The sequence below is a fragment of the Mycolicibacterium tusciae genome (genome assembly GCF_002086795.1).
GTDB lineage: Bacteria > Actinomycetota > Actinomycetes > Mycobacteriales > Mycobacteriaceae > Mycobacterium > Mycobacterium tusciae.
In genome coordinates, this window is the sequence record NZ_MVIM01000005.1 from 245312 (window position 1) to 268728 (window position 23417).

At 66.1% G+C, this 23417-nt stretch carries 16 protein-coding genes and 2 tRNA genes; 9 read left to right on the forward strand and 9 right to left on the reverse strand.

Going from position 1 to position 23417, the window contains the following annotated elements; translation table 11 throughout:
- Positions 1-122: 122 nt before the first annotated feature.
- The 4 genes from BST47_RS12060 (at position 123) to BST47_RS12075 (ending at position 12441) form a co-directional block, all read left to right on the forward strand.
- Positions 123-857 (forward strand): DUF1906 domain-containing protein, encoded by a 735-nt coding sequence (locus BST47_RS12060; RefSeq protein WP_083125770.1) that lies wholly within the window; start codon positions 123-125, stop codon positions 855-857.
- Positions 858-1350: 493 nt separating this feature from the next.
- Positions 1351-10599 carry a type I polyketide synthase gene (locus BST47_RS12065; protein WP_083125771.1) on the forward strand — a complete coding sequence of 3083 codons (9249 nt, stop codon included), beginning with the start codon at positions 1351-1353 and terminating at the stop codon, positions 10597-10599.
- A 15-nt stretch (positions 10600-10614) separates the two neighbouring features.
- Positions 10615-11010 carry a holo-ACP synthase AcpS gene (acpS, locus tag BST47_RS12070; RefSeq protein ID WP_083125772.1) on the forward strand — a complete coding sequence of 132 codons (396 nt, stop codon included), beginning with the start codon at positions 10615-10617 and terminating at the stop codon, positions 11008-11010.
- An 84-nt stretch (positions 11011-11094) separates the two neighbouring features.
- Entirely contained in the window at positions 11095-12441 is a 1347-nt protein-coding gene (locus tag BST47_RS12075; protein ID WP_083125773.1) for a dipeptidase, read from the forward strand.
- Here the strand turns inward: BST47_RS12075 and bcp are convergent.
- Positions 12418-12891, reverse strand: a complete 474-nt coding sequence (gene bcp, locus BST47_RS12080) for a thioredoxin-dependent thiol peroxidase (protein ID WP_083125774.1) — start codon at positions 12889-12891, stop codon at positions 12418-12420. The genes BST47_RS12075 and bcp overlap by 24 nt on opposite strands.
- A gap of 113 nt (positions 12892-13004) precedes the next feature.
- Here bcp and BST47_RS12085 point away from each other — a divergent pair, with 113 nt between their 5' ends.
- Complete coding sequence (locus BST47_RS12085) at positions 13005-13229, forward strand: DUF3618 domain-containing protein (protein WP_083125868.1); 225 nt, start codon at positions 13005-13007, stop codon at positions 13227-13229.
- Positions 13230-13240: 11 nt separating this feature from the next.
- On the opposite strand, the gene BST47_RS30650 is transcribed toward BST47_RS12085, so the two are convergent.
- Positions 13241-13411 (reverse strand): hypothetical protein, encoded by a 171-nt coding sequence (locus BST47_RS30650; protein WP_165799778.1) that lies wholly within the window; start codon positions 13409-13411, stop codon positions 13241-13243.
- A 469-nt stretch (positions 13412-13880) separates the two neighbouring features.
- Here BST47_RS30650 and BST47_RS30460 point away from each other — a divergent pair, with 469 nt between their 5' ends.
- The gene (locus BST47_RS30460) at positions 13881-15209 is read left to right on the forward strand and encodes a PP2C family protein-serine/threonine phosphatase (RefSeq protein WP_122984569.1); all 1329 of its coding nucleotides are present in this window, start codon (positions 13881-13883) and stop codon (positions 15207-15209) included.
- 42 nt (positions 15210-15251) lie between these two features.
- Here the strand turns inward: BST47_RS30460 and BST47_RS12095 are convergent.
- A tRNA-Lys gene (locus BST47_RS12095) sits at positions 15252-15327 on the reverse strand.
- A 146-nt stretch (positions 15328-15473) separates the two neighbouring features.
- Between BST47_RS12095 and BST47_RS12100 the strand changes: the two genes are divergently transcribed.
- A complete protein-coding gene (locus tag BST47_RS12100) occupies positions 15474-16694 on the forward strand; it encodes a L,D-transpeptidase (RefSeq protein WP_083125775.1) in 1221 nt (406 codons plus the stop codon).
- A gap of 46 nt (positions 16695-16740) precedes the next feature.
- On the opposite strand, the gene BST47_RS12105 is transcribed toward BST47_RS12100, so the two are convergent.
- Together BST47_RS12105 and orn are read right to left on the reverse strand one after the other, a co-directional pair.
- A tRNA-His gene (locus BST47_RS12105) sits at positions 16741-16813 on the reverse strand.
- A gap of 31 nt (positions 16814-16844) precedes the next feature.
- Entirely contained in the window at positions 16845-17492 is a 648-nt protein-coding gene (gene orn, locus BST47_RS12110) for an oligoribonuclease (protein ID WP_083125776.1), read from the reverse strand.
- A 26-nt stretch (positions 17493-17518) separates the two neighbouring features.
- Between orn and BST47_RS12115 the strand changes: the two genes are divergently transcribed.
- Positions 17519-19114 (forward strand): helicase HerA-like domain-containing protein, encoded by a 1596-nt coding sequence (locus BST47_RS12115; protein WP_083125777.1) that lies wholly within the window; start codon positions 17519-17521, stop codon positions 19112-19114.
- Here the strand turns inward: BST47_RS12115 and cmrA are convergent.
- Genes cmrA through BST47_RS31625 form a run of 3 tightly spaced genes read right to left on the reverse strand, consistent with a single transcriptional unit; the run spans position 19111 to position 21163 of the window.
- Positions 19111-19917 carry a mycolate reductase gene (gene cmrA, locus BST47_RS12120; protein ID WP_083125778.1) on the reverse strand — a complete coding sequence of 269 codons (807 nt, stop codon included), beginning with the start codon at positions 19915-19917 and terminating at the stop codon, positions 19111-19113. The two genes, BST47_RS12115 and cmrA, sit on opposite strands and share 4 nt — an antisense overlap.
- Positions 19918-19949: 32 nt before the next feature.
- Complete coding sequence (locus tag BST47_RS12125; RefSeq protein ID WP_234809669.1) at positions 19950-20957, reverse strand: RNA-guided endonuclease InsQ/TnpB family protein; 1008 nt, start codon at positions 20955-20957, stop codon at positions 19950-19952.
- Positions 20958-21004: 47 nt separating this feature from the next.
- Entirely contained in the window at positions 21005-21163 is a 159-nt protein-coding gene (locus tag BST47_RS31625) for a helix-turn-helix domain-containing protein (RefSeq protein WP_420094031.1), read from the reverse strand.
- Between the two features lie 110 nt (positions 21164-21273).
- On the opposite strand from BST47_RS31625, the gene BST47_RS12130 reads away from it, so the two are divergent.
- Positions 21274-22593: an MFS transporter gene (locus tag BST47_RS12130; RefSeq protein ID WP_083125779.1), complete on the forward strand. Its 1320-nt coding sequence runs from the start codon at positions 21274-21276 to the stop codon at positions 22591-22593.
- Here BST47_RS12130 and BST47_RS12135 read toward each other — a convergent pair.
- Positions 22590-23369, reverse strand: a complete 780-nt coding sequence (locus tag BST47_RS12135) for an MmpS family transport accessory protein (protein ID WP_083125780.1) — start codon at positions 23367-23369, stop codon at positions 22590-22592. The genes BST47_RS12130 and BST47_RS12135 overlap by 4 nt on opposite strands.
- Positions 23370-23417: the final 48 nt, after the last annotated feature.

Sequence of the window (23417 nt, forward strand, 5' to 3'; positions counted from 1 at the left end):
CATCGCGGATTTCACACCTGCTCGTGTTCGCTCGGCTACCTCGCCGTGACAGTAAATCTTGATGCAGGTGTGACCAGTGGCGCTGTCGTGAAAAGTGATGTTGCTGTCGTACTCTGTGGCACGTGTCAATTTCCCGGCGCGACGTGCTGAAAGGTGCCGCCGCGTTGCCCGCCGCGCTTGCCGTCGGCGCCGGCCTGCAAACGCTGGTGTCCGCGGCTGCTCCCGTCACGGCTTCGGCGGCGCCGTTGGGCGTCCTGCTCGACTATGCAGCAGGGGTGATCAGCGCCAGAGACATCCGGGCGTCGGGCGCGTTGGGCGCCATTCGGTACGTCTCCGACCGCAGGCCGGGGGGTGCCTGGATGCTGGGTAAGCCGATCCAGATCGCCGAGGCGCGTGACCTCTATCAAAATGGTCTGAAGATCGTGTCCTGCTACCAGTACGGCAAGCAGGACACCGCCGACTGGCTCGGCGGACAGAACGCCGGTGTCGCGCACGCCAAGCGGGGATGGGAGTTGCACGTCGCCGCCGGTGGTTCCTACGGAGCGCCGATCTACACGTCGATCGACGACGATCCGTCGTACGAGCAGTACAAGCAGCAGGTCGCGCCGTATCTGCGGGGCTGGGAGGCGGTGCTGGGGCATCAGCGCACCGGCGTCTACGCCAACTCCAAGACCATCGAGTGGGCCGCCCAGGATGGGCTGGGCGCGTGGTACTGGCAGCACAACTGGGGGTCGCCCGGCAAGATCGCCCATCCGGCGGCCCATCTGCACCAGGTGGAGATCGACAAGCGCTCCGTCGGAGGCGTTGGGGTCGACATCAACCACATACTCAAGCCGCAATACGGACAGTGGGATTAGAAACCTTACCGGTCAGTAAGTAGAGTCAGCAAACTGTCTGTGATGGCCGGGCTCGCTGACAAGACAAATCATGTCCAGTTGTCGACTCTGCGCGCCGCAATGCCGCAGGTGGACGCCGCCAAAAAATTTAGATAACGATTCGATAACAATACCGCCTTGATCAGCGCTGTTGCACCTACTCGACCGTAACCACCTGCCAACAGGACGTTTGTCCCGGATAGCTGAGGCCGGTTCGAAGGCGCGCGTTATCTCGCAGACGGTTACCCGTGCGTAGAACTCGCTAGTAACCATTTCGGGCGCGAAAATGGTGTCGTCTCTTATGACACTCTTAGTACGGCTGGGATGTCCGCTGGACCGGATGAACAAGTCGGGATTCGACGCCGAATCGCATGGTCCCCGCAGGGGAGCGCGGGCCAGTCAGCTTCTAGCGACGCCACAGCCACCACAGACGACGAGCGATAAGCGCAGATAGCACCGAGGGAGAATTCAAGACGTGACGATCAACGAGCAGCACCGGGTGCCCGCAGAGTCAACCACCGAGCGCCCGGGAGCCCGCCCCTCCGCGCATGCGCTCGTCGATCGGTTGAACGCCGGTGAGCCCTACGCCGTCGCGTTCGGTGGGCAGGGCGCCGCGTGGCTGGAGAACCTCGAAGAACTGGTCAGCTCGGCTGGCATCGAGTCCGAGCTCAGTGAAGTGGTGGGCGAGGCCGAGCTGCTGCTGCAGCCCGTCGCTCGCGAGCTGGTGGTCGTGCGACCGATCGGCTTCGAGCCGATGCAGTGGGTGCGGGCCCTGGCCGCCGAGGAGTCGCTGCCCGCCACCAAACAACTTGTCACCGCGGCGATCTCGGGCCCCGGCATCCTGCTTGCCCAAATGGCCGCCATCCGCGCGCTCACCAGGCAGGGCCTGGATCTGTACAACACCCCGCCGGTCGCCATGGCGGGCCACTCGCAGGGCATCATGGCCTGCGAATCGCTGCGGGCCAAAGGCACCAAGGACGCCGAGCTCCTGGCGCTGCTGCAACTGATCGGCGCCGCCGGTTCCTTGATGTCCCGACGACGGGGCATGGTCGGTCGCGGCAACAAGACGCCGATGGTGTCGGTGACCAACGTCGACCCGGAACGCATGCGCGAGCTGCTCGAGGAATTCAGTACGGATGTCCGCACCGTGCTTCCGCCGGTGCTGTCGATTCGCAACGGCAGGCGCTCCGTGGTCATCACCGGGACGCCGGAGCAACTGGGCCGATTCGAGCTCTACTGCAGCAAGATCACCGAACGGGAAGAGGCCGAGCGCAAGAACAAGCTCCGCGGCGGAGCGGTGTTCGCACCCGAATTCCACGGAGTGCAGGTCGAGGTCGGTTTCCATACCCCGCGGCTGGCCGACGGCGTCGCGGTCGTCGAGGGCTGGGCCGAGAGGTGCGGCATCGACGCCGCGATGGCGCATGAGATGACCGAGGCGATCTTCGTCCGTCCCATCGACTGGGTGGCCGAGATCGAGCGGCTGCACGAGTCGGGTGCCAACTGGATCGTCGACCTGGGCCCGGCCGATACCGTGACTCGCCTGACCGCCCCCGTCATCCGGGGTCTGGGCGTCGGAATCGTTCCCGCTGCCACCCGCGCCGGTCAGCGCAACCTGTTCACCGTCGGCGCCGAGCCCGAGGTGCTGCCCCCGTGGTCCAGCTTCGCGCCGACCACGGTCAAACTGCCCGACGGCTCCGTGAAGCTGTCCACCAAGTTCACCCGCCTGACCGGACGCTCGCCGATCCTGCTGGCGGGTATGACGCCCACGACCGTCGACGCCAAGATCGTCGCCGCGGCCGCCAACGCCGGCCACTGGGCCGAGCTGGCCGGTGGCGGTCAGGTCACCGAGGAGATCTTCTCCGACCGCATCGCCGAGCTCACCAACCTGCTCGAGCCGGGCCGCGCCGTGCAGTTCAACACGCTGTTCCTGGATCCCTACCTGTGGAAGCTTCAGGTCGGCGGCAAGCGGTTGGTGCAGAGGGCCCGTCAGTCCGGTGCTCCCATCGACGGCGTTGTGGTCAGCGCGGGCATTCCCGATCTCGAGGAAGCGGTCGAGCTGATCGACGAGCTGAACACCGTGGGCCTCAGCCACGTCGTGTTCAAGCCGGGCACGGTCGGCCAGATCAAGTCCGTCATCAACATCGCCGCCGAGGTCCCCGGTAAAGACGTCATCGTCCACATCGAGGGCGGACGCGCAGGTGGTCATCACTCGTGGGAGGACCTCGACGACCTGCTGCTGGCGACCTACGCGGATCTGCGCAAGCTGTCCAACATCACCATCTGCGTCGGCGGCGGCATCGGCACGCCCGAACGGGCGGCCGAGTACCTGTCGGGCGCATGGGCCAAGGCCTACGGCTTCCCCGAAATGCCGGTCGACGGAATTCTCGTCGGCACCGCGGCCATGGCGACCCTGGAGGCCACCACCTCGCCGGCCGTCAAGCAGATGCTGGTCGAGACGACCGGCACCGATCACTGGATCAGTGCCGGAAAAGCCAACGGCGGCATGGCTTCCAGCCGTAGCCAGCTGGGCGCGGACATTCACGAGATCGACAACGCCGCCTCTCGATGTGGCAGGTTGCTCGACGAGGTCGCCGGCGACGCGGATGCCGTGGCGGCCCGTCGTGACGAGCTGATCGCGGCGATGGCCAACACGGCCAAGCCCTACTTCGGCGACGTGAGCGGCATGACCTACCTGCAGTGGCTGAACCGTTACGTCGAGCTGGCGATCGGCGACGGCGACAGCACCGCCGACACCGCAACGCCGGGCAGCCCGTGGATCGCCGACACATGGCGGGACCGGTTCGCCGACATGCTCAAACGAGCCGAGGCGCGACTTCATCCGCAGGACTCCGGCCCGATCGAGACGCTCTTCGCGGACACTGCCGAAGGCCAAGCGCTGCTTGAGGATCCGCAGACCGCGATCGATCAGCTGCTGCAGCGCTACCCGGATGCCGGGACCCTGAAGCTGCACCCCGCCGACGTGCCGTTCTTCATCACGCTGTGCAAGACGCCGGGCAAGCCCGTCAACTTCGTGCCGGTCATCGACAAGGACGTACGCCGCTGGTGGCGCAGCGACTCGTTGTGGCAGGCCCACGACGCGCGCTACACCGCCGACGAGGTGTGCATCATCCCCGGCACACAGGCGGTCGCCGGGATCACGCGGGTCGACGAGCCGGTCGGCGAACTGCTGGACCGCTTCGAGCAGGCGTCGATCGACGCGCTGGTCGCCTCGGGCGCCGAGCCGACACCGGTGGTGTCTCGCCGCCAGGCCCGCGAGGACGTCACCGGTGCCCTCGCTGTCGTACTCGATTCGCCCGACGTGCTGTGGGCAGGCCGTACCGCCATCAATCCGGTGCACCGCATCGGCGCACCGGATGAGTGGCAGGCCAACGAAAATCGCAGTGCCACACACCCGTCCACCGGCGCACGGCTCGAACTGAACGCCGACGGCGTGGTCACCCTGAGTGTCCCGCTGAGCGACATCTGGATCGACATCCGCTTCACTCTCCCGTCCTGCACCGTCAACGGCGGCATGCCGGTCGTGACCGTCGAGGACGCCTCGAAGGCGATGCGTTCGGTCCTCGCGATCGCCGCGGGTGTCGACGGCCCCGACGCGCTGCCACCGGTGCACGACAACACCGCGTCGGTCACCGTCGAATGGGATCCGGAGGAGGTCGCCGACCACACCGGCGTCACCGCGACCTTCGGGGCGCCGTTGGCGCCCGGTCTCACGCTGGTGCCGGACGCACTTGTAGGCCATTGCTGGCCCGCAGTTTTCGCGGCCATCGGTGCCGCCGTCACCGACGACGGGATCCCCGTAATCGAGGGTCTGCTGAGCCTGGTGCACCTGGACCATGCCGCCCACCTGCTCGCGCCGATGCCGAAGTCGACGGCCCAATTGACGGTCACCGCAACAAGTTCGGCCGCCTTCGACACCGAGTACGGACGCGTTGTCCCAGTGACCGTCGACGTCACCGACGCCGACGGCACCACCCTGGCGAAACTCGAAGAGCGGTTTGCGATCCGCGGCCGCACGGGCGCCGTCGAACTCAGCGACCCGCCGCGCGCCGGCGGTGCGATCACCGACAACGCGACCGAGACGCCGCGTCGCCGCCGTCGTGACGTCACCGTCGCTGCGCCGACCGACATGCGTGCCTTCGCGGTGGTGTCCGGTGACCACAACCCGATCCACACCGACCGTGCGGCCGCGCTGCTGGCCGGCCTGAAATCGCCCATCGTGCACGGCATGTGGCTGTCGGCCGCTGCGCAGCACGTGGTGGCCGCCACCGACGGCAAGGCCGCCCCGCCGGCCCGTGTGGTCGGCTGGACGTCGCGATTCCTCGGCATGGTGCTGCCCGGCGACGACATCGACTTCCGCGTCGACCGTGTCGGAATCGACCGTGGCGCAGAGATCGTCGAGGTCGCCGCGCGCGTCAACAACGAGCTCGTGATGTCGGCCACGGCGCAACTGGCCGCCCCGAAGACGGTCTATGCGTTCCCCGGCCAAGGCATCCAGCACAAAGGTATGGGCATGGAGGTTCGCTCCCGGTCCAAGGCCGCGCGCAAGGTGTGGGACACCGCCGACAAGTTCACCCGCGAGACCCTGGGCTTCTCGGTGCTGCACGTGGTGCGGGACAACCCGACCAGCCTGATCGCCAGCGGTGTGCATTACCACCATCCCGACGGCGTGCTGTTCCTGACGCAGTTCACCCAGGTCGCGATGGCGACTGTGGCGGCCGCTCAGGTCGCCGAGATGCGGGAACAGGGCGCGTTCGTCGAGGGTGCGCTGGCTTGCGGCCACTCCGTCGGCGAGTACACCGCCCTGGCCTGTGTCAGCGGTGTCTACGAGCTGGACGCACTGCTGGAGGTGGTGTTCCACCGCGGCAGCAAGATGCACGACATCGTTCCGCGCGACCACCTGGGCCGGTCCAACTACCGGCTGGCTGCCATCCGGCCGTCGCAGATCGATCTCGACGACGACGACGTCCCCGGCTTCATCGAAGAGATCTCCGAGCGCACCGGTGAATTCCTGCAGATCGTGAACTTCAACCTGCGTGGCTCGCAGTACGCCATCGCCGGTACGGTCCGCGGCCTGGAGGTGCTGGAGGAGGAAGTCGAGAAGCGTCGCGAGATCAGCGGCGGCAAGCGGTCATTCATTCTGGTGCCCGGTATCGACGTGCCGTTCCACTCCTCGGTGCTGCGGGTCGGCGTCGCCGACTTCCGTCGCTCGCTCGAGCGCGTCATGCCGCGCGGCGCGGATCCCGACCTGATCGTCGGCAAGTACATCCCGAACCTGGTGCCGCGGCCGTTCACGCTCGACAAGGATTTCATTCAGGAGATCCGCGATCTGGTGCCCGCCGAGCCGCTCGACGAGATCCTGGCCGACTACGACACCTGGCGGAACGAGAAGCCGAGCGAGCTGATGCGCAAGGTCGTGATCGAGCTGCTGGCATGGCAATTCGCCAGCCCGGTGCGCTGGATCGAGACGCAGGACCTGCTCTTCATCGAGGAGGCCGCGGGCGGTCTGGGTATCGAGCGGTTCGTAGAGATCGGTGTGAAATCCGCGCCGACCGTCGCGGGGCTCGCGACCAACACGCTCAAGCTCCCGGAGTACTCACACAACACGACCGAGGTGCTGAACTCGGAGCGCGACGCCGCGGTGCTGTTCGCCACGGACACCGACCCCGAGCCGGAGCTCGATGCGGACGACGGTGCCGACGCGGCGCCCGCGCCCGTGGAGTCCGCGCCGCCGGTCGAGGCCGCCCCCGCCGCCGCACCCGCGGCGCCGTCGGGTGGACCGCGCCCGGAGGATCTGGTCTACGACGCGGCCGACGCCACCACGGCGCTGATCGCGTTGTCGGCGAAGATGCGCATCGATCAGATCGAGCCGCTGGACTCCATCGAGTCGATCACCGACGGTGCGTCGTCGCGGCGCAACCAGCTGCTGGTCGACCTCGGCTCGGAGTTGAATCTCGGTGCCATCGACGGTGCCGCAGACGCCGACCTGGCCGGGCTGAAGGGTCAGGTCACCAAGCTGGCTCGTACGTACAAGCCTTACGGCCCAGTGCTTTCCGACGCCATCAACGACCAGCTTCGTACGGTCCTCGGGCCGTCCGGCAAGCGGCCCGCTTACATCGCCGAGCGGGTCAAGAAGACCTGGGAACTCGGTGACGGCTGGGTCAAGCACGTCACGGTCGAGGTGGCGCTGGGCACCCGCGAGGGTTCCAGCGTGCGCGGTGGTGAGTTGGGCGGCCTGCACGCGGGCGCGCTTGCGGACGCGGCTTCCGTCGACAAAGTCATCGACGCCGCGGTGTCGGCGGTGGGTGCACGGCACGGTGTGGCCGTCACGCTGCCCGCTGCAGCCGGCGGCGGTGGCGGTGTCGTGGACTCGGCGGCACTCGGAGAGTTCGCCCAACAGGTGACCGGACCCAACGGTGTACTCGCTTCGGCGGCCCGTCTGATCCTGGGTCAGCTCGGCCTGGACACCCCGGTCAGCGCGCCGGAAGCGACGGATGCGGAGCTCATCGATCTGGTAACTGCCGAATTGGGTTCGGACTGGCCACGTTTGGTCGCCCCGACGTTCGACAGCCGCAAGGCAGTGGTGTTCGACGACCGCTGGGCCAGCGCACGTGAGGATCTGGCCAGGTTCTGGTTGCTGGACGAGGGCGAGATCGACGCCGACTGGCAGCGTCTTTCCGAGCGGTTCGAAGGCGCCGGCCACATCGTCGGCACCCAGGCCACCTGGTGGCAGGGCAAGGCGCTGGCGGCGGGCCGAAACATTCACGCGTCGCTGTACGGCCGCGCGGCCGCAGGCGCGGAGAACCCGGGCAAGGGGAGCTACACCGACGAGATCGCGGTGGTGACCGGCGCATCGAAGGGCTCCATCGCGGCATCCGTGGTGGCCCAACTCCTCGACGGCGGGGCGACGGTCATCGCGACCACGTCCAAGCTCGACGACACCCGGCTGGCGTTCTACCGCGATCTGTACCGGAACAACGCCAGGTTCGAAGCCAAGTTGTGGGTCGTGCCCGCCAACATGGCGTCCTACAGCGACATCGACGCGCTCGTCGAGTGGGTCGGTACGGAACAGAGTGAAAGCCTTGGGCCGAAGTCCATTCACCTCAAGGATGCGCTGACACCAACGCTTCTGTTCCCGTTCGCGGCGCCGCGAGTGGCGGGCGACCTGTCGGATGCGGGATCGCGCGCCGAGATGGAGATGAAGGTCTTGCTGTGGGCCGTTCAGCGGCTGATCGGCGGGCTGTCGCACGTCGGCGCGGAACGTGACATCGCGGCGCGGTTGCACGTAGTGCTGCCGGGCTCTCCCAACCGCGGGATGTTCGGCGGTGATGGTGCCTACGGCGAATCCAAGTCCGCGCTCGACGCGTTGGTGACCCGGTGGAAGGCCGAATCGTCGTGGGCGCAGCGGGTTTCGCTGGCGCATGCGTTGATCGGCTGGACCAAGGGCACGGGACTGATGGGTCACAACGACGCCATCGTCGACGCCGTGGAAGAAGCCGGAGTGACGACCTATACCACCGACGAGATGGCGAAGATGTTGCTCGATCTGTGCGACATCGAGTCGAAGGTGGCCGCTGCGCGCGAGCCGTTGCAGGCGGACCTGACCGGCGGATTGGCCGAGGTCGAACTGGACCTGGCCGAGTTGGCCGCCAACGCGCGCGACGAGCAGGCGGCCGGCGGAGCCGAGAGCGACGACGCCGACGGCAACGATGCCGGCACGATCCGCGCGCTGCCGTCCCCGCCGCGTGGCTACCGGGCTGCGCCGCCGCCGGAATGGGACGACCTCGACGTCGACCCCGCCGATCTGGTGGTGATCGTCGGCGGCGCCGAGCTCGGACCCTACGGTTCGTCACGCACCCGCCTCGAGATGGAGGTCGACAACGAGCTGTCGGCGGCCGGCGTGCTGGAGCTCGCGTGGACCACCGGCCTGGTCAAGTGGGAGGACGATCCCACCCCGGGTTGGTACGACGTCCAGACCGGCGATTTGGTCGACGAGGGCGAGCTGGTGGAGCGTTATCACGACGCGGTCATCGAGCGGGTCGGCATCCGCGAGTTCGTCGACGACGGCGCGATCGATCCGGATCACGCTTCACCGATCATGGTTTCGGTCTTCCTCGACAAGGACTTCTCGTTCATCGTGTCGTCGGAGGCCGAGGCTCGGCCGTTCGTGGAATTCGATCCGGAGCACACGGTCATCGCGCCGGTGCCGGACAGCAGTGACTGGCAGGTGACCCGCAAGGCGGGCACCGAGATTCGGGTGCCGCGCAAGACGAAGCTGTCCCGTACGGTCGGCGCGCAGATCCCGACGGGCTTCGATCCGATGGTGTACGGCGTCCCCGCGGACATGGTGTCGTCGATCGACCGGTTGGCGCTGTGGAACCTCGTCACCACCGTCGATGCCTTCCTGTCCGCGGGTTTCTCCCCTACCGAGCTGATGCGCTGGGTCCACCCCAGCCTGGTGGCCAGCACGCAGGGCACCGGCATGGGTGGCATGACGTCGATGCAGACCATGTACCACGGCAACTTGCTCGGCCGGAACAAGCCCAACGACATTTTGCAGGAGGTTCTGCCGAATGTCATTGCCGGACATGTGGTTCAGTCCTACATCGGCAGTTACGGCTCGATGATCCACCCGGTCGGCGCGTGCGCCACCGCGGCGATCTCCGTCGAAGAAGGTGTAGACAAGATCCGTCTCGGTAAGGCCGAGTTCGTGGTGGCTGGCGGTTACGACGACCTGACGCTGGAGGCCATCATCGGATTCGGTGACATGTCGGCCACAGCCGACACCGAGATGATGCGGGCCAAGGGCATCAGCGACTCGAAGTTCTCGCGCGCCAACGACCGTCGCCGACTCGGATTCGTCGAGGGACAGGGCGGCGGGACGATCCTGCTCGCCCGCGGTGACCTCGCGCTGAAGATGGGTCTGCCGGTGTTGTCCGTCGTGGCCTACGTGTCGTCGTTCGGCGACGGTGTGCACACGTCGATCCCCGCGCCGGGGCTCGGTGCGCTGGCAGCCGGTCGTGGCGGCAAGGGATCGCAGTTGGCACGTTCGCTGGCGAAGCTGGGTGTGGGTGCCGACGACATCGCAGTGGTGTCCAAGCACGACACCTCGACGCTGGCCAACGATCCGAACGAAACCGAGTTGCACGAGCGTCTTGCGGATTCGATGGGCCGGTCGGCCGGTGCGCCACTTTTCGTGGTGTCACAGAAGAGCCTGACCGGGCACTCGAAGGGTGGTGCCGCGGCGTTCCAGATGATGGGGTTGTGCCAGATCCTGCGCGACGGCGTCATTCCGCCGAACCGCAGCCTGGACTGCGTCGACGAAGAAATGTCCGGAGCCGGACACCTCGTCTGGCTGCGCGACAGCCTCAAGTTCGGCGACAGGTTCCCGTTGAAGGCCGGTCTGATCACCAGCCTCGGCTTCGGACACGTGTCCGGACTGGTGGCGCTGGTGCACCCGCAGGCGTTCATCGCGGCGCTGAGTCCCGATCAGCGTGAGGACTACAAGCGCAGGGCTGATGCACGTGTGCTGGCCGGACAGCTGCGGCTGGCGTCGGCGATCGCGGGTGGCCGGCCGCTGTACGAGAAGCCGGCCGACCGGCGATTCGGTGGAGACGTCGCGGAGAAGCGGCAGGAAGCAGCAATGCTTCTGGACGAGTCTTCGCGCCTCGGTGAGGACGATGTGTACCTGCTCTCGGGGCAGTGAGATAGGTTCTTGCGCATGGCGGTTGTCGGTGTGGGGATCGATCTCGTCTCCATTCCCGACTTCGCCGGACAGGTCGACCAGCCGGGAACGGTGTTCGCGGAGACGTTCACGCCCGGCGAGCGGCGTGACGCCGCCGACAAGAGCTCGTCGGCGGCGCGCCACCTAGCGGCGCGCTGGGCCGCCAAGGAGGCGGTGATCAAGGCGTGGTCGGGGTCGCGGTTCGCCAAGCGGCCGATGCTGCCGGAGGGCATTCATCGCGACATCGAGGTCGTCACCGACATGTGGGGTCGACCCAAGGTGCGGCTCAGCGGCGCCATCGGCGAACACCTGAAGGACGTGATCATTCACGTGTCGATGACCCACGAGGGCGATACTGCGGCGGCGGTCGTGATCCTCGAGGAGCGCGACTAACAGCTTGCGCCGAAATTGCGTTCCAGCAGGAAAAGTGCGAGTAGAAGCCTGCTGGAATTCAATTTCGCGGTTAGCGTCGAATTCATGAGCGATCTCATGCAGCGGGTGCGCGACGTGTTGCCGTCGGTGCGCCGCGACCTGGAAGGCCTCGTGCGTATTCAGTCGGTGTGGGCCGATCCGGCCCGCCGTGGCGAAGTGCAGCGCAGCGCCGATGCAGTGGTAAAGCTGTTGTCGGAGGCGGGCTTCAAGGATGTACAGATCGTCAGCGAGGGCGGCGCCCCCGCCGTCATCGCCAGGCATCCGGCGCCACCGGGCGCGCCCACCGTGTTGCTCTACGCCCACCACGACGTTCAGCCCGAGGGTGACCACACGCAGTGGAACTCACCACCGTTCGAGCCCACCGAGCGCGACGGACGCCTCTACGGACGCGGAACGGCCGACGACAAGGCCGGCATCGCAACGCATCTGGCGGCTTTCCGGGCCCACCGTGGCAACCCGCCCGTCGGCGTCACGGTGTTCGTCGAGGGGGAGGAGGAATCGGGCTCGCCATCGCTGTCCCGACTGCTGGCCGCACACCGTGAGACGCTGGCGTCCGACGTGATCGTCATCGCCGACTCCGACAACTGGAGCACCGACGTGCCCTCGTTGACGGTGTCGCTACGGGGTCTGGCGGACTGCGTGGTCGAGGTCGCGACGTTGGATCACGGCCTGCACTCGGGGTTGTGGGGCGGCGTCGCCCCCGATGCGTTGACGGTGCTGGTGCGGCTGCTGGCCAGCCTGCACGACGATGAGGGCAACGTGGCCGTCGCGGGATTACACGAAGCTGCCGCTGCCGACGTCGATTACCCGCCGGAGCGGGTTCGCGCCGAGACGGGCCTGCTGGACGGGGTCCGCGAAATCGGTTCCGGGTCGGTCCCGCAACGACTTTGGGCCAAGCCGGCGATCACGGTGATCGGTATCGACACCACGCCGATCGACAAGGCGTCGAACACGTTGATTCCGCGGGCGCGGGCGAAGGTCAGCATGCGCGTCGCGCCGGGTGGCGACGCGGAGAAGCACCTTGCGGCCCTGACCCGTCACTTGGAGCAGAGCGCGCCATGGGGGGCGCAGGTGACCGTCACCCCCGGCGACGTCGGCCAGCCGTACACCATCGACGCCACCGGAGCCGTCTACGACGTGGCCCGCGCGGCGTTCCGGCAGGCATGGGGCGCCGAGCCCGTCGACACGGGTATCGGTGGGTCCATTCCGTTCATCGCCGCGTTCGCCGAGGCGTTCCCGTCGGCCAAGATCCTGGTCACCGGCGTCGAAGACCCTGCGACACAGGCGCACAGCGTCAACGAGAGTCTGCACCTCGGAGTGCTGGAGCGTGCTGCCACCGCCGAGGCGCTGCTGCTGGCGAACCTGGGCTCAGACGGAAAGGTCGCGACGTAGCTTGGCCACGTGACCTGTGGCGCGGACGTTGTACTGCGCCTCGGCGATCTTGCCCTTCTCGTCGACCACGAACGTCGAACGAATAACGCCCTGAACAGTTTTGCCGTACATCATCTTCTCGCCGTAGGCGCCCCACGCCGTGAGGACCGCGCGGTCGGGGTCGGACAGCAGCGGAAACGTCAGCTTCTCCTTGTCGCGGAACTTGGCCAGCTTCTCGGGCTTGTCTGGGGAGACGCCGATCACGTCGAGTCCGGCTCCGTTGAGTTCGCCGAGGCTGTCCCGGAAGTCGCACGCCTGCTTGGTGCAGCCCGGTGTGGAGGCGGCGGGGTAGAAGTACACGATGACCTTGCGGCCCTTGTAGTCGGAGAGCTTGACGGTCTTGCCGTCGGCGTCAGGCAGGCTGAACGCGGGGGCTTTGTCGCCCACCTCGAGTCGCGGAGTCTGTGACACGTGAGCGGATCCCCTCTCATGGACCGGTGCACTTCGATTGATGCGAGCTGATCTAGGGTAGTTCCGCAAGGCACCGGAGTTGGAGCAGGGCTTGACGCGTATGGGAGATGGATGTGGCGGACCGCGACCCCGACACCATCAAGCAGGAGATCGACCTGGCTCGCGACCAGCTGGCGCTGACGGTCGACTCGCTGGCTGAGCGTGCCAACCCGCGTCGGCTGGCCGACGACCTCAAGGCCGGGCTGGTGCAGTTCGTCAAGAAGCCGCCGGTGGCCATCTCGCTGGCAGGCGTGGGAACTGTGGTGATCGTGCTCGTCGTGCGCCGTATCAGGCGCTGAGGCTGCTCAGTTCAGCGTCGGCGGCCGGAGCGGAACAGGTCTGAGAACCACGAGCTCGGCGGATTGGCGACACGGCCGATACGGCTGCAGTTGTACACCGCGACCGGACCCTGTCCAGTTACGTCGTCGTCGCCGTGCGCGCCATGCGCACCAGCTGCGAACGCTGCGCCAATCTGCGCCATCAGCTAATTCCCTGTCCTTTGGTTCCCGCTGTCAACAACGGGCCGGTGCCCTCGTCGTCAGCTAACGCGGACTCTAACATCATTGCCACTCTTTTGGCAGCTTAAACCAGGGGAGTTTGTGGAAAGAGTTACCTCCGCAACGATCATCTGCCCTGCGCAAGCCCGAGGATCACTGGGTTTCTGTAATTTCCAGCACACATGTCGCGGGCAAGCCCGGAAGCGTGCTGGATATTTACGCAAACGAAAGCCGCAACCGTCTGAATGTGGTAGGTGAACGGTGCCCGCGATCCGCGGCGCGGCGGCGAAATGTTGGGTGGGCCGGCGACGGCCTGGACCGTAACCAAAATGGGGCGATGCGGGAGCACGCCTGCGGAACCTTGCCGCCTATGGGACATTGGAGTGTTGACGGCGCCAGCCGCCGATTACCCACCGAGTGACTCCATCATGGTGGGTCAGTGAGGGGGGCGGCATGGAGGCTCAGACTTTTCCACTTAGGTTGCTTGCCGAGAGCGGCGAATTCAACGACACCGACTATGCCCGTGGGATGGCGCGGTTGGTGCAAGCGGTCCAGGAGCTGTCGCTGGCACGAAGCCTGCCGGAGGTGCAGCGCATTGTCCGTACCGCTGCTCGCGAACTCACCGGTTGCGACGGCGCAAGTTTCGTGTTGCGCGACGATGACAAGTGCTACTACGCCGACGAGGATGCGATCGCCCCGCTGTGGAAGGGCAGCCGTTTTCCCCTGGAGGCCTGTGTCAGCGGCTGGGCGATGCTCAACCGCGAGTCGGCGGTCATTCCGGATATCTATAGCGATGACCGCGTACCCCACGAGGCGTACCGGCCCACATTCGTGAAGAGCCTGGTGATGGTTCCCATCCGCAAGCTCGACCCGATCGGGGCGATCGGCAACTACTGGGCGCGTGCGCGACACCCCTCCGGGCAGGAGGTCTCCCTACTGCAGGCCCTAGCCGATGCGACTTCGATCGCCATGGAAAACGTGCAGGTCTACTCCGAACTGGAACAACGGGTACGCGACCGAACAGTCGCCCTGGAGCAAGCCAACGAAGAGATCCGTCACAGCACCGGCCTCCTCACGGCGGGACTGGACAGCGCATCCGACTATGTCTCGTCGATCCTGCCGGGTGACCTGGAAGGACCTGTGCGAGTGTCCTCGCGCTACCTGCCGTCCCAGCAGCTTGGCGGGGACAGCTTCGACTACCGCTGGATTGACGACGATCACCTGATCGCCTACCTGATTGACGTCTCCGGGCACGGAATCGGCCCCGCACTGTTGTCGGTGTCGGTGCACAATCTGTTGCGCTCGGGCTCCCTGCCCACGAGCACACTGCTGGCCCCTGATCAGGTGCTGGCCGAACTCAACCAGCTGTTCGAGATGGACAAGCACGACGGGAACTACCTGACGATGTGGTTCGGGGTATACGAGGTGTCCTCGCGCACGCTTCGCTACGCCAGCGCGGGTGCCCCCCCGGCCATTGCCGTCGGTCCCGATGCCACCAGCACCCAATTGTCCACCGGTGGAAAACCTCTCGGGATGTTCGATGATGCCCGCTACACCTCGCGCAGCTACGCGGTGCCGCCGGGCTGCCGCATCCTTCTCTACAGCGACGGCGCCTACGAGGATGCCTGCGTCGACGGCCGCCCAATGTCCCTGAGGGATTTCAAAGACCTGTTCACCCGGCTGCACGAATCGTCGCTCGACGTCCTTGTCGAAACACTGCGGGGTCTCACGCCGTCGGGCACCTTCACCGACGACTGTTCACTCGTCCGACTGGAATGCTGACAACGTCGGCGCTTGCGGCGCCAGGCCGCGACAGGGATTTACTGGTGCGCCGTCAGGGTTTCGAACCCCGGACCCGCTGATTAAGAGTCAGCTGCTCTACCAACTGAGCTAACGGCGCTGCGTGTGAGACGATAACAGGCCGCGCGGCGCGCGCGAAATCGTTACTCGCCCGCCGCTGGAGAGCGACGCTGTCGTCGCGCCTCGGGTCATCGGTGCCCTTAGACTATTCCCAGAGATTCTTCTATTCGTGAGGTGGAGCAAACAATGTGGCAGGTCAGATCCGTGGCCGGTCCGCGTCGCAATCGTCGATGGCTGACCGTCATCGCGCTCATTCCCGCGCTCGTGCTTGGGCTGTCGGCGTGCAGTGGCAGTTCCGCGCCGCCGCAGCCTCAGGTGATCGCCGACAAGGGCACACCGTTCGGCGACCTGCTGCTTCCCAAGCTGGCGACGACGGTCAAGGACGGGGACGTAGGGGTGAGCGCCGCGTCGCCGGTGACCGTCGGGGCGGAAGACGGCGTGCTCGGCGCGGTCTCCATGGTCAATGAAGACGGCGAGCCCGTGCAGGGCAAGCTGAGCAAGGACGGCCTCCAGTGGGCTACCACCGAGCCACTCGGTTACAACAAGCGCTACACGCTGACCGCTGAGGCGCTCGGCCTGGGCGGTGCCACCTCTCGGCAGATGACATTCGAGACGCACTCGCCGGAGAACCTCACGATGGCCTATGTGGTGCCCAGCGAGGGCGAGGTCGTCGGCATCGGTCAGCCGGTCGCCGTTCAGTTCGACGAGAACATTCCGAACCGCCTGGCTGCCCAGCAGGCCATCAAGATCACGACCACGCCGCCCGTCGAAGGCGCCTTCTATTGGCTGAACAATCGCGAAGTACGTTGGCGGCCCGCGAATTACTGGAAGCCGGGCACCAAAGTCGAGGTGGCGGTCAACACCTACGGCGTCGACCTGGGCGACGGCCTGTTCGGTCAGGAGAACATCACCACGCACTTCTCCATCGGCGACGAGGTGATCACCCGCATCGACGACAGCACCAAGACGATGACGGTGACGCGCAACGGCGAGGTCATCAAGACCATGCCCGTCTCGATGGGCAAGAACAGCACGCCGACCAACAACGGCACCTACATCGTCGGTGACCGCCGCTCCCACATGGTGATGGATTCGTCGACCTACGGCGTGCCGACGAACTCAGCCAACGGCTACCGCACCGAGGTCGACTGGGCCACCCAGATCTCCTACAGCGGCATTTATGTGCACGCCGCACCGTGGTCGGTGGGTAGCCAGGGCTACAGCAATGTCAGCCACGGGTGCATCAACGTGAGCACGAGCAACGGGCAGTGGTTCTACGACAACTCCAAGCGCGGCGACATCGTGGAGATAAATAACACAGTCGGCTCGATCCTTCCGGGCACCGACGGCCTCGGCGACTGGAACATTCCGTGGAGCCAATGGAAGTCGGGCAACGCGAGCGTCTGATCGCAACAAAAAAGTCAGGGAGCGGAATCGCTCCCTGACTTGTTTGGGTGGCTGACGGGACTCGAACCCGCGACAGCCAGGATCACAACCTGGTGCTCTACCAACTGAACTACAGCCACCATCGCCGCAGCATCTGCGGCGTCGTCGATACTAGCCGCTCGGGCGCTCTGCAGCCGAATCGATATCCGCAGAGTCGCCGTTCGGCGGGCCTAGCTGGCCGGCGATCGCGGCGATATCACTGGTCGAGGGCCCGGGCGGGGCGACGAAGGCCGTCTGACGGTAGTACTTGAGCTCGCGGATGGACTCGTGGATGTCGGCTAGGGCGCGGTGGGCCAGACCCTTTTCGGGCTGGCCGAAGTAGATCCGGGGATACCAGCGCCGGCACAGTTCCTTGATCGAGCTGACGTCGATCATGCGGTAGTGCAGGAAGTCGTCGAGCTTGGGCATGTCCCGCGCGATGAACCCACGATCGGTGGCGATCGAGTTGCCGGCCAGCGGAGCCGTCTTGGCCTGCTTGACGTGCGTGCGGATGTAGTCGAGGACGAGTTCTTCGGCGGCCGCCATGTCGACCGTCGAAGCCCGCACCTCCTCGGTCAGGCCCGATCGGGCGTGCATGTCCCTGACCACATCGACCATCGATGTCAGCGCTTCATCGTCGGCGTGGATCACGACGTCTATGCCCTCGCCCAGGATGTTGAGGTCGGCGTCGGTCACCAGCGCCGCGATCTCGATGAGCCGGTCGGTCCCCAGGTCGAGGCCGGTCATCTCACAGTCGATCCACACGAGTTCGTCACGCACAGCGCTCAACAGTACTGTTTGCGACCATGACCAACGCGTCGAGCGTCACTGGAGCCCAGCAAATCGCCGCCGGTTACGCGTTCGAGGGCCCGGCCCTGGAGTTGGGCACGGTCGTCGTCGACGGCCTCTGCGATCCGACGGCGCGGGTCCGCATTCCGTTGGCCACCGTCAATCGGCACGGCCTCGTCGCGGGCGCCACCGGTACGGGTAAGACCAAGTCGCTGCAGGTGATGGCCGAGCAGCTGTCCGCGGCCGGTGTGCCCTGCCTGATGGCCGACATCAAGGGCGACTTGTCGGGCCTGCGTGCGCCCGGCGAGCCGAACGACAAGATCGAGCAGCGCGCTAAAGACACCGGCGACGAGTGGACGCCTACCGCCCACCCGGTGGAGTTCTTGTCGCTCGGCACCGCCGGAATCGGTGTCCCGGTGCGGGCTACCATCTCCAGTTTCGGTCCGATTCTGTTGGCAAAAGTGTTGGGGCTCAACCAAACCCAGGAGTCCACGCTGGGGTTGATCTTTCACTGGGCCGACCAGAAGGGCTTGCCGCTGCTAGACCTCAAGGATCTGCGTGCGGTGATCCAGTTCCTCACCGGCGACGACGGCAAGGCCGAACTGAAGGCGCTCGGCGCGGTGTCCAAGACCACGGCCGGTGTCATCCTCCGGGCCCTGGTCAACCTCGAGGCCGACGGTGGCGACACGTTCTTCGGTGAGCCCGAACTCGAGCCCAAGGACCTGATGCGCGTCGACGCGCAGGGCCGCGGTGTCATCACGCTGCTCGAGGTCGGTGAGCAGGCGGCGCGGCCGGTGATGTTCTCGACGTTCCTGATGTGGGTGCTCGCCGATCTCTTCACGACGCTGCCCGAGGTCGGTGATATCGACAAGCCGAAGCTGGTGTTCTTCTTCGACGAGGCCCACCTGCTTTTCAGCGACGCTTCGAAGGCCTTCCTGGAACAGGTCGAGCAGACCGTCAAGTTGATCCGCTCCAAGGGCGTCGGCGTATTCTTCTGCACCCAGCTGCCGACCGACGTGCCCAACGCCGTGCTTTCGCAGTTGGGTGCGCGGGTTCAGCATGCGCTTCGCGCGTTCACCCCCGATGACCAGAAAGCGTTGTCGAAGACGGTGCGCACGTACCCGAAAACTCAGGTCTACGACCTGGAGACGGCGTTGACGTCGCTGGGCATCGGCGAAGCGATCGTCACCGTGCTTTCGGAAAACGGCGCACCGACACCGGTGGCGTGGACCAGGATGCGGGCCCCGCGCTCGCTGATGGACACCATCGGGCCCGAGGCGATCGGTGCGGCCGCCAAGGCCAGCCCGCTGCAGGCCGAGTACGGCCAGACGATCGACCGCGACTCGGCCTATGAGCGGCTGTCGGCCCGGATGGCGCCGCCAGAACCGACCGCGCCGGCGGCCGACCCGCAGCTGCCGCCGCCACTCCCGGTCGACGTCGGGGGAGCGACGGCATCAGGCGAGATGAAGAGCCGTGGGACTGCCGAACCCGGGATGCTCGAGAAGGTGATGGACAGTCCGGCGTTCAAGAGTGCGATGCGCTCGGCGGGCACGGTGATCGGCCGCGAGATCACGCGCAGCATCTTCGGCACGGGGCGTCGCCGCAGGCGTTAGCCGCCGCCGAGCTTCTTGTAGACGGCGCCGACGATCGGCGTCACGATCGCGCGTGGTGTGTAGCCGGCGCCGACCGACATCGCCTTGCTGGTGATACCGGGAACGATGCGCATCTTGTTGCGCTCCAAGCCATCCAGCGACAGCTTGGCGGTGTACTCGGTGGAGATCCACAAGAAGTCCGGGATCAGCTTCTCGACGAGCGACTGTTCGGTCTCCGACGGAAGCGTTTCGCGCACCGGTCCGGGAGCGAGCAGCGTGACGTGGACGCCGTCGCGCTTGAGTTCGCCGCGCAGCGACTCACTGAACGTGTTGACGAACGCCTTACTCGCCGCATAGGTGGCGTTGTTCGGTATCGGCGAATTGCCGGCGGCGGAACCGGAAATCAAGATGCCACCGGCCTTGCGCGCCACCATTCCCGGCAATACGGCGAGCACAAGGTCGTGCACGCCAAGGACATTGAGTTGCACCTGGGCCTGCTCACCCTCGGCGGGCAGGGATGCGACGGGTCCGAACGTCGCCGTGCCCGCGTTCGCGCACAGGATCGAGATGTTCCGGACGGCCAACTCTTCACAGAACTTTCCGCGTTCGGCGGGATCGGCGAGGTCGACGGGACGCACCTCGACCGTCACGCCGTACTGGCCGCTGATCCGGTCCGCCAGCGTCCGCAGGACGTCTTCGCGGCGGGCGGTGATGATCAGGTGGTGCCCGCGCGCGGCGAGTTCGAGGGCCAGAGCTTCGCCGATGTTCTGCGATGCGCCGGTGACGACGGCTCGGGCATCTTCGCTGGGAGCGGGTACTGGCATGCGCCGGACTATATCTTGACGTCCTCCCCGGGCTAATGCCCGGGGATTTTACTGCCACCCCACGTTAACGGTACGAGTGGTAGTTCTGGTTCACGGTTCGCGGACCGCCTAGCGGCGAGGTCTCCCCGTGCTGTCACCGCCCGTCCGGCGGCGATGTTGCGAGCTGCGTTGATGTCGGCGTTGCACTGCCCCGCGCTGCAGACTTGGCACTCGAAGACCGCTTGGCTCTTACGGTTCTCGGGTGCGACGTATCCGCACGCGGAGCATTTTTGCGACGTGAACGCAGCCGGGATCTGCTCAACTCTGCCGTACGCCTTTTGCTGTAAGCGCGTGGCGAGTTGGCCCCAGCCACTACGGCCGATGGCGCGATTCAGCGCTCGTTTCGGGGCAACCCGAGTGCCGGGTTGGTCGACTGTGCCGCGCGCGGAGCGGGTCATCATCCGCACGTCGAGAGCCTCGATTCTGATCGTATCGAACCGCCGCGCCAGGTCAGTCGTGGTCTTTTCGACCCAATCCTTTCGTCGTTCTTTCTCGCGGGGCTTAAGTCGCGCGATTCCTCGGCGCGTCTTTCCGCGGCGGTTCGAACATCGCTCCGCCCTGGCAAGTTTCTGCTGCAACACCTTCAACCTTTTCGACTCACCAGTGGTCAAACTGGGGGCGCGCAGCAGATCCCCGGTCGACAGCGCAGCTGACACGGCGACGCCGCGGTCAATTCCGATCACGCTGCCGTCACCCGGACTGGCGATTGGGTCAGGCGCGTGCGCAAACGCGATATGCCAGCGACCAACTCGGTCGCGATTGACCCGGTACGACTTGACCCCGTTTGGTACTGGACGCGACAGCCGAAAGCGCACCCACCCAACCTTTGACACCCACACCTGAGCGAAACGGCGGTTCAGCCGCTCGACGTGTCGCGGTTTCACAGCGACCTGTCGAAATCCTTCATGCACACCGGCTTTACGCCATTTCGGGCGGCGGTGCGTGCCGTTGTAGAAGTTTCTCATGGCGTGGGAAAAGTCGCGCAACGCCTGCTGCTGCACCGTCTGACTCCCAGCCCTGAGCCAGCCGCATTCTGCGCGCGCCACGGTCAACTGTGCGCATTGCTCGACAAAACCGGGGGCCCTGCGGCCGGCTGCCAATGCCGCTGCTGCTCCACCGCCAGATTCCACACGTACCGGGCGTCCCGGCAGTGTCCTAGCAATGCTTGCTCTTGACCGGGGGTGGGCAGCAACCGAAACCGCGACATATCTGCACGGTAAGTATCACCACCGACAACATCGATCCAACGACCGCCCAGCAGCCGGAGTTCTGCGTCCCCGGGACTACAGTTTCAAGTTTCCGGCCCAAGGAGACTCGATGAGCGAACTGACGTCGTCCGCGCCGACGGTGCGACGGTCGCAGATCCTCTCCTGGGCGGTATGGGACTTCGGCTCGACGGGGCTGAACGCGGTCGTGGTCACGTTCGTGTTCTCGATCTACCTCACCAACGCCGTTGGCGACGGACTGCCGGGTGAAATCAGCGCGACGAGCTGGCTCGGGTGGGCGCTGGGCGCTGCCGGTCTGGCCGTCGCACTGCTGGCCCCCCTCACCGGCGTGTGGGTTGAAACACCGTGGCGGCGACGACGCGCGCTGGCCGCCCTGAGCGTGATGTCGGTCGTGTCCACCGTGGCGATGAGCGTGGTCCGCGAGGACTGGCGCTACTTGGCGCTTGGTCTCTTCCTGGTGGCCGCCACCTCGGCATGTAACGACCTGGCGAGCGTGCCGTACAACGCCATGCTGCGCCAGCTGTCCACTCCCCGGACCTCGGGTCAGATCTCCGGATTCGGTATCGGCTTAGGCTACTTCGGCAGCGTCGTTTTGCTCTTGGTGGTCTATTTCGGATTCGTCTCCGGCGACGGTGATTACACCGGTCTGTTGAATCTGCCCAGCGCCGACGGCCAGAACGTCCGCGCCGCCATGATCTTCACCGCCCTCTGGTTCGCGCTGCTCGCCCTGCCGGTTCTCATCGTGGTCCCCAGCCCGAAGCCGGACATCGAGGTGCCGGTCGAGGCACGCGGTTTCTTCAGTGGATACCGAAAACTGTGGACCGAAATCCGCAGCGAATGGGCGAGAGATCATCACGTCGTCTACTACCTGATCGCCAGCGCGGTGTTCCGTGACGGACTCACCGGTGTATTCGCCTTCGGCGCAGTGCTCGGAGTCAAGGTCTACGGCGTCTCCTCGGCCGACGTGCTGTTGTTCGGGGTGAGTGCCAGCATCATCGCCGCCATCGGCGCGATCATCGGGGGCTACCTCGACGACAAGATCGGCGCCAAGCCGGTGATCGTCGGCTCGCTGGCGTCGATGATCGTGGTCGGTCTCATCCTGATGACGCTGTCGGGTGTCCTGGCGTTCTGGATTTGCGGGCTGTTGCTGTGCTTGTTCATCGGGCCGACGCTGTCGGCCGCCCGGACGCTGATGCTGCGGATGTCGGCCGAGGGTAAAGAGGGCATCGCCTTCGGTCTGTACACCACGACCGGCCGGGCGGTGTCCTATCTGGCTCCGGTGTTGTTCTCGACGTTCATCGCCATCTTCGGTACCGACCGCGCGGGCATCGGCGGCCTCGTCGTGGTGCTCTTGGCGGGGATGCTGGCGATGCTGGTGGTGAAGACGCCGGGCCGGGTGCGGGCGACCTAGCCGATCGGGGCGCAGATCGTCAGGCCGGCACCGGTGCGCTGCTCGAGTACGACGCCGTTGACCGAGATGGAGCAGGTCACTTCGCGGCCGACATTGATGATGCTGATGCTCGCGGAAGCGTCTGCAGGCTCGGCCAATTGGACTTCCTTGCTCCACGGCAGCATGACGTTGAACTCCGTCTGCAGCAGACCGCCGTCGTCGACGTAGGTGATGTTGATGGCCCGGCCGTCACCGGTGACGTCGTAGACCACGGTCTCGGTGGGACCGGCTGGAGTGGTGCCCGTGGTGGTGGGCACGGTGGGAAGGGTCGGTGGCGGGGTCACCGGAGCCGAGGGTGTGCGCGACGTGGTCGTCGACGGGGTTCGGGTCGGCGTGGTGGGCTCGGTCAGCGACGGCGGCGGCGCGACGACGGTCTCCTGACGGGAGCTGTTGTCGTAGACGACGACCAAGGCGATCACCAGGCCGATGACGGTCAGCACCGCCGTCGCGGCCAGCACCCACAGCCAGCGGGGTGACTTCGGCTCGTCCGGCGGTTGTCCGGCGCCATCGGGCGGATACTGGCCGCCGTACGGGTCGTACTGGCCGGTTGAGTAGGGGTCGTAGCCGTAGGGCAATTGCTCGGTCGGGGGAGGCGCTGAGGGGGTCTGATAGGTGGGGCCGTACGGGGCCTGGCTCGCATATGCGGGATCGGGTTGGCCCTGATAGCCGTGCGTCGGGTTCGGTCCGTAGTCGGAGTCCGACTGCTCATCACGGCCGCGGTGTGGTGAATCGGTCATGCCCACCTCATGGCTGCGAGGGTACCTGTGCAGGCGCTCAGGCTGCCC

Bases quoted from the DNA above. Each gene is read 5' to 3' on its own strand.
- cmrA (WP_083125778.1), bottom strand. From the start codon at position 19,917: ATGCCAGTACCCGCTCCCAGCGAAGATGCCCGAGCCGTCGTCACCGGC.
- BST47_RS12100 (WP_083125775.1), top strand. From the start codon at position 15,474: ATGTGGCAGGTCAGATCCGTGGCCGGTCCGCGTCGCAATCGTCGATGG.
- BST47_RS12130 (WP_083125779.1), top strand. From the start codon at position 21,274: ATGAGCGAACTGACGTCGTCCGCGCCGACGGTGCGACGGTCGCAGATC.
- BST47_RS12135 (WP_083125780.1), bottom strand. From the start codon at position 23,369: ATGACCGATTCACCACACCGCGGCCGTGATGAGCAGTCGGACTCCGAC.
- BST47_RS31625 (WP_420094031.1), bottom strand. From the start codon at position 21,163: ATGTCGCGGTTTCGGTTGCTGCCCACCCCCGGTCAAGAGCAAGCATTG.
- BST47_RS12115 (WP_083125777.1), top strand. From the start codon at position 17,519: ATGACCAACGCGTCGAGCGTCACTGGAGCCCAGCAAATCGCCGCCGGT.
- BST47_RS12075 (WP_083125773.1), top strand. From the start codon at position 11,095: ATGAGCGATCTCATGCAGCGGGTGCGCGACGTGTTGCCGTCGGTGCGC.
- BST47_RS30650 (WP_165799778.1), bottom strand. From the start codon at position 13,411: ATGGCGCAGATTGGCGCAGCGTTCGCAGCTGGTGCGCATGGCGCGCAC.
- acpS (WP_083125772.1), top strand. From the start codon at position 10,615: ATGGCGGTTGTCGGTGTGGGGATCGATCTCGTCTCCATTCCCGACTTC.
- BST47_RS30460 (WP_122984569.1), top strand. From the start codon at position 13,881: ATGGAGGCTCAGACTTTTCCACTTAGGTTGCTTGCCGAGAGCGGCGAA.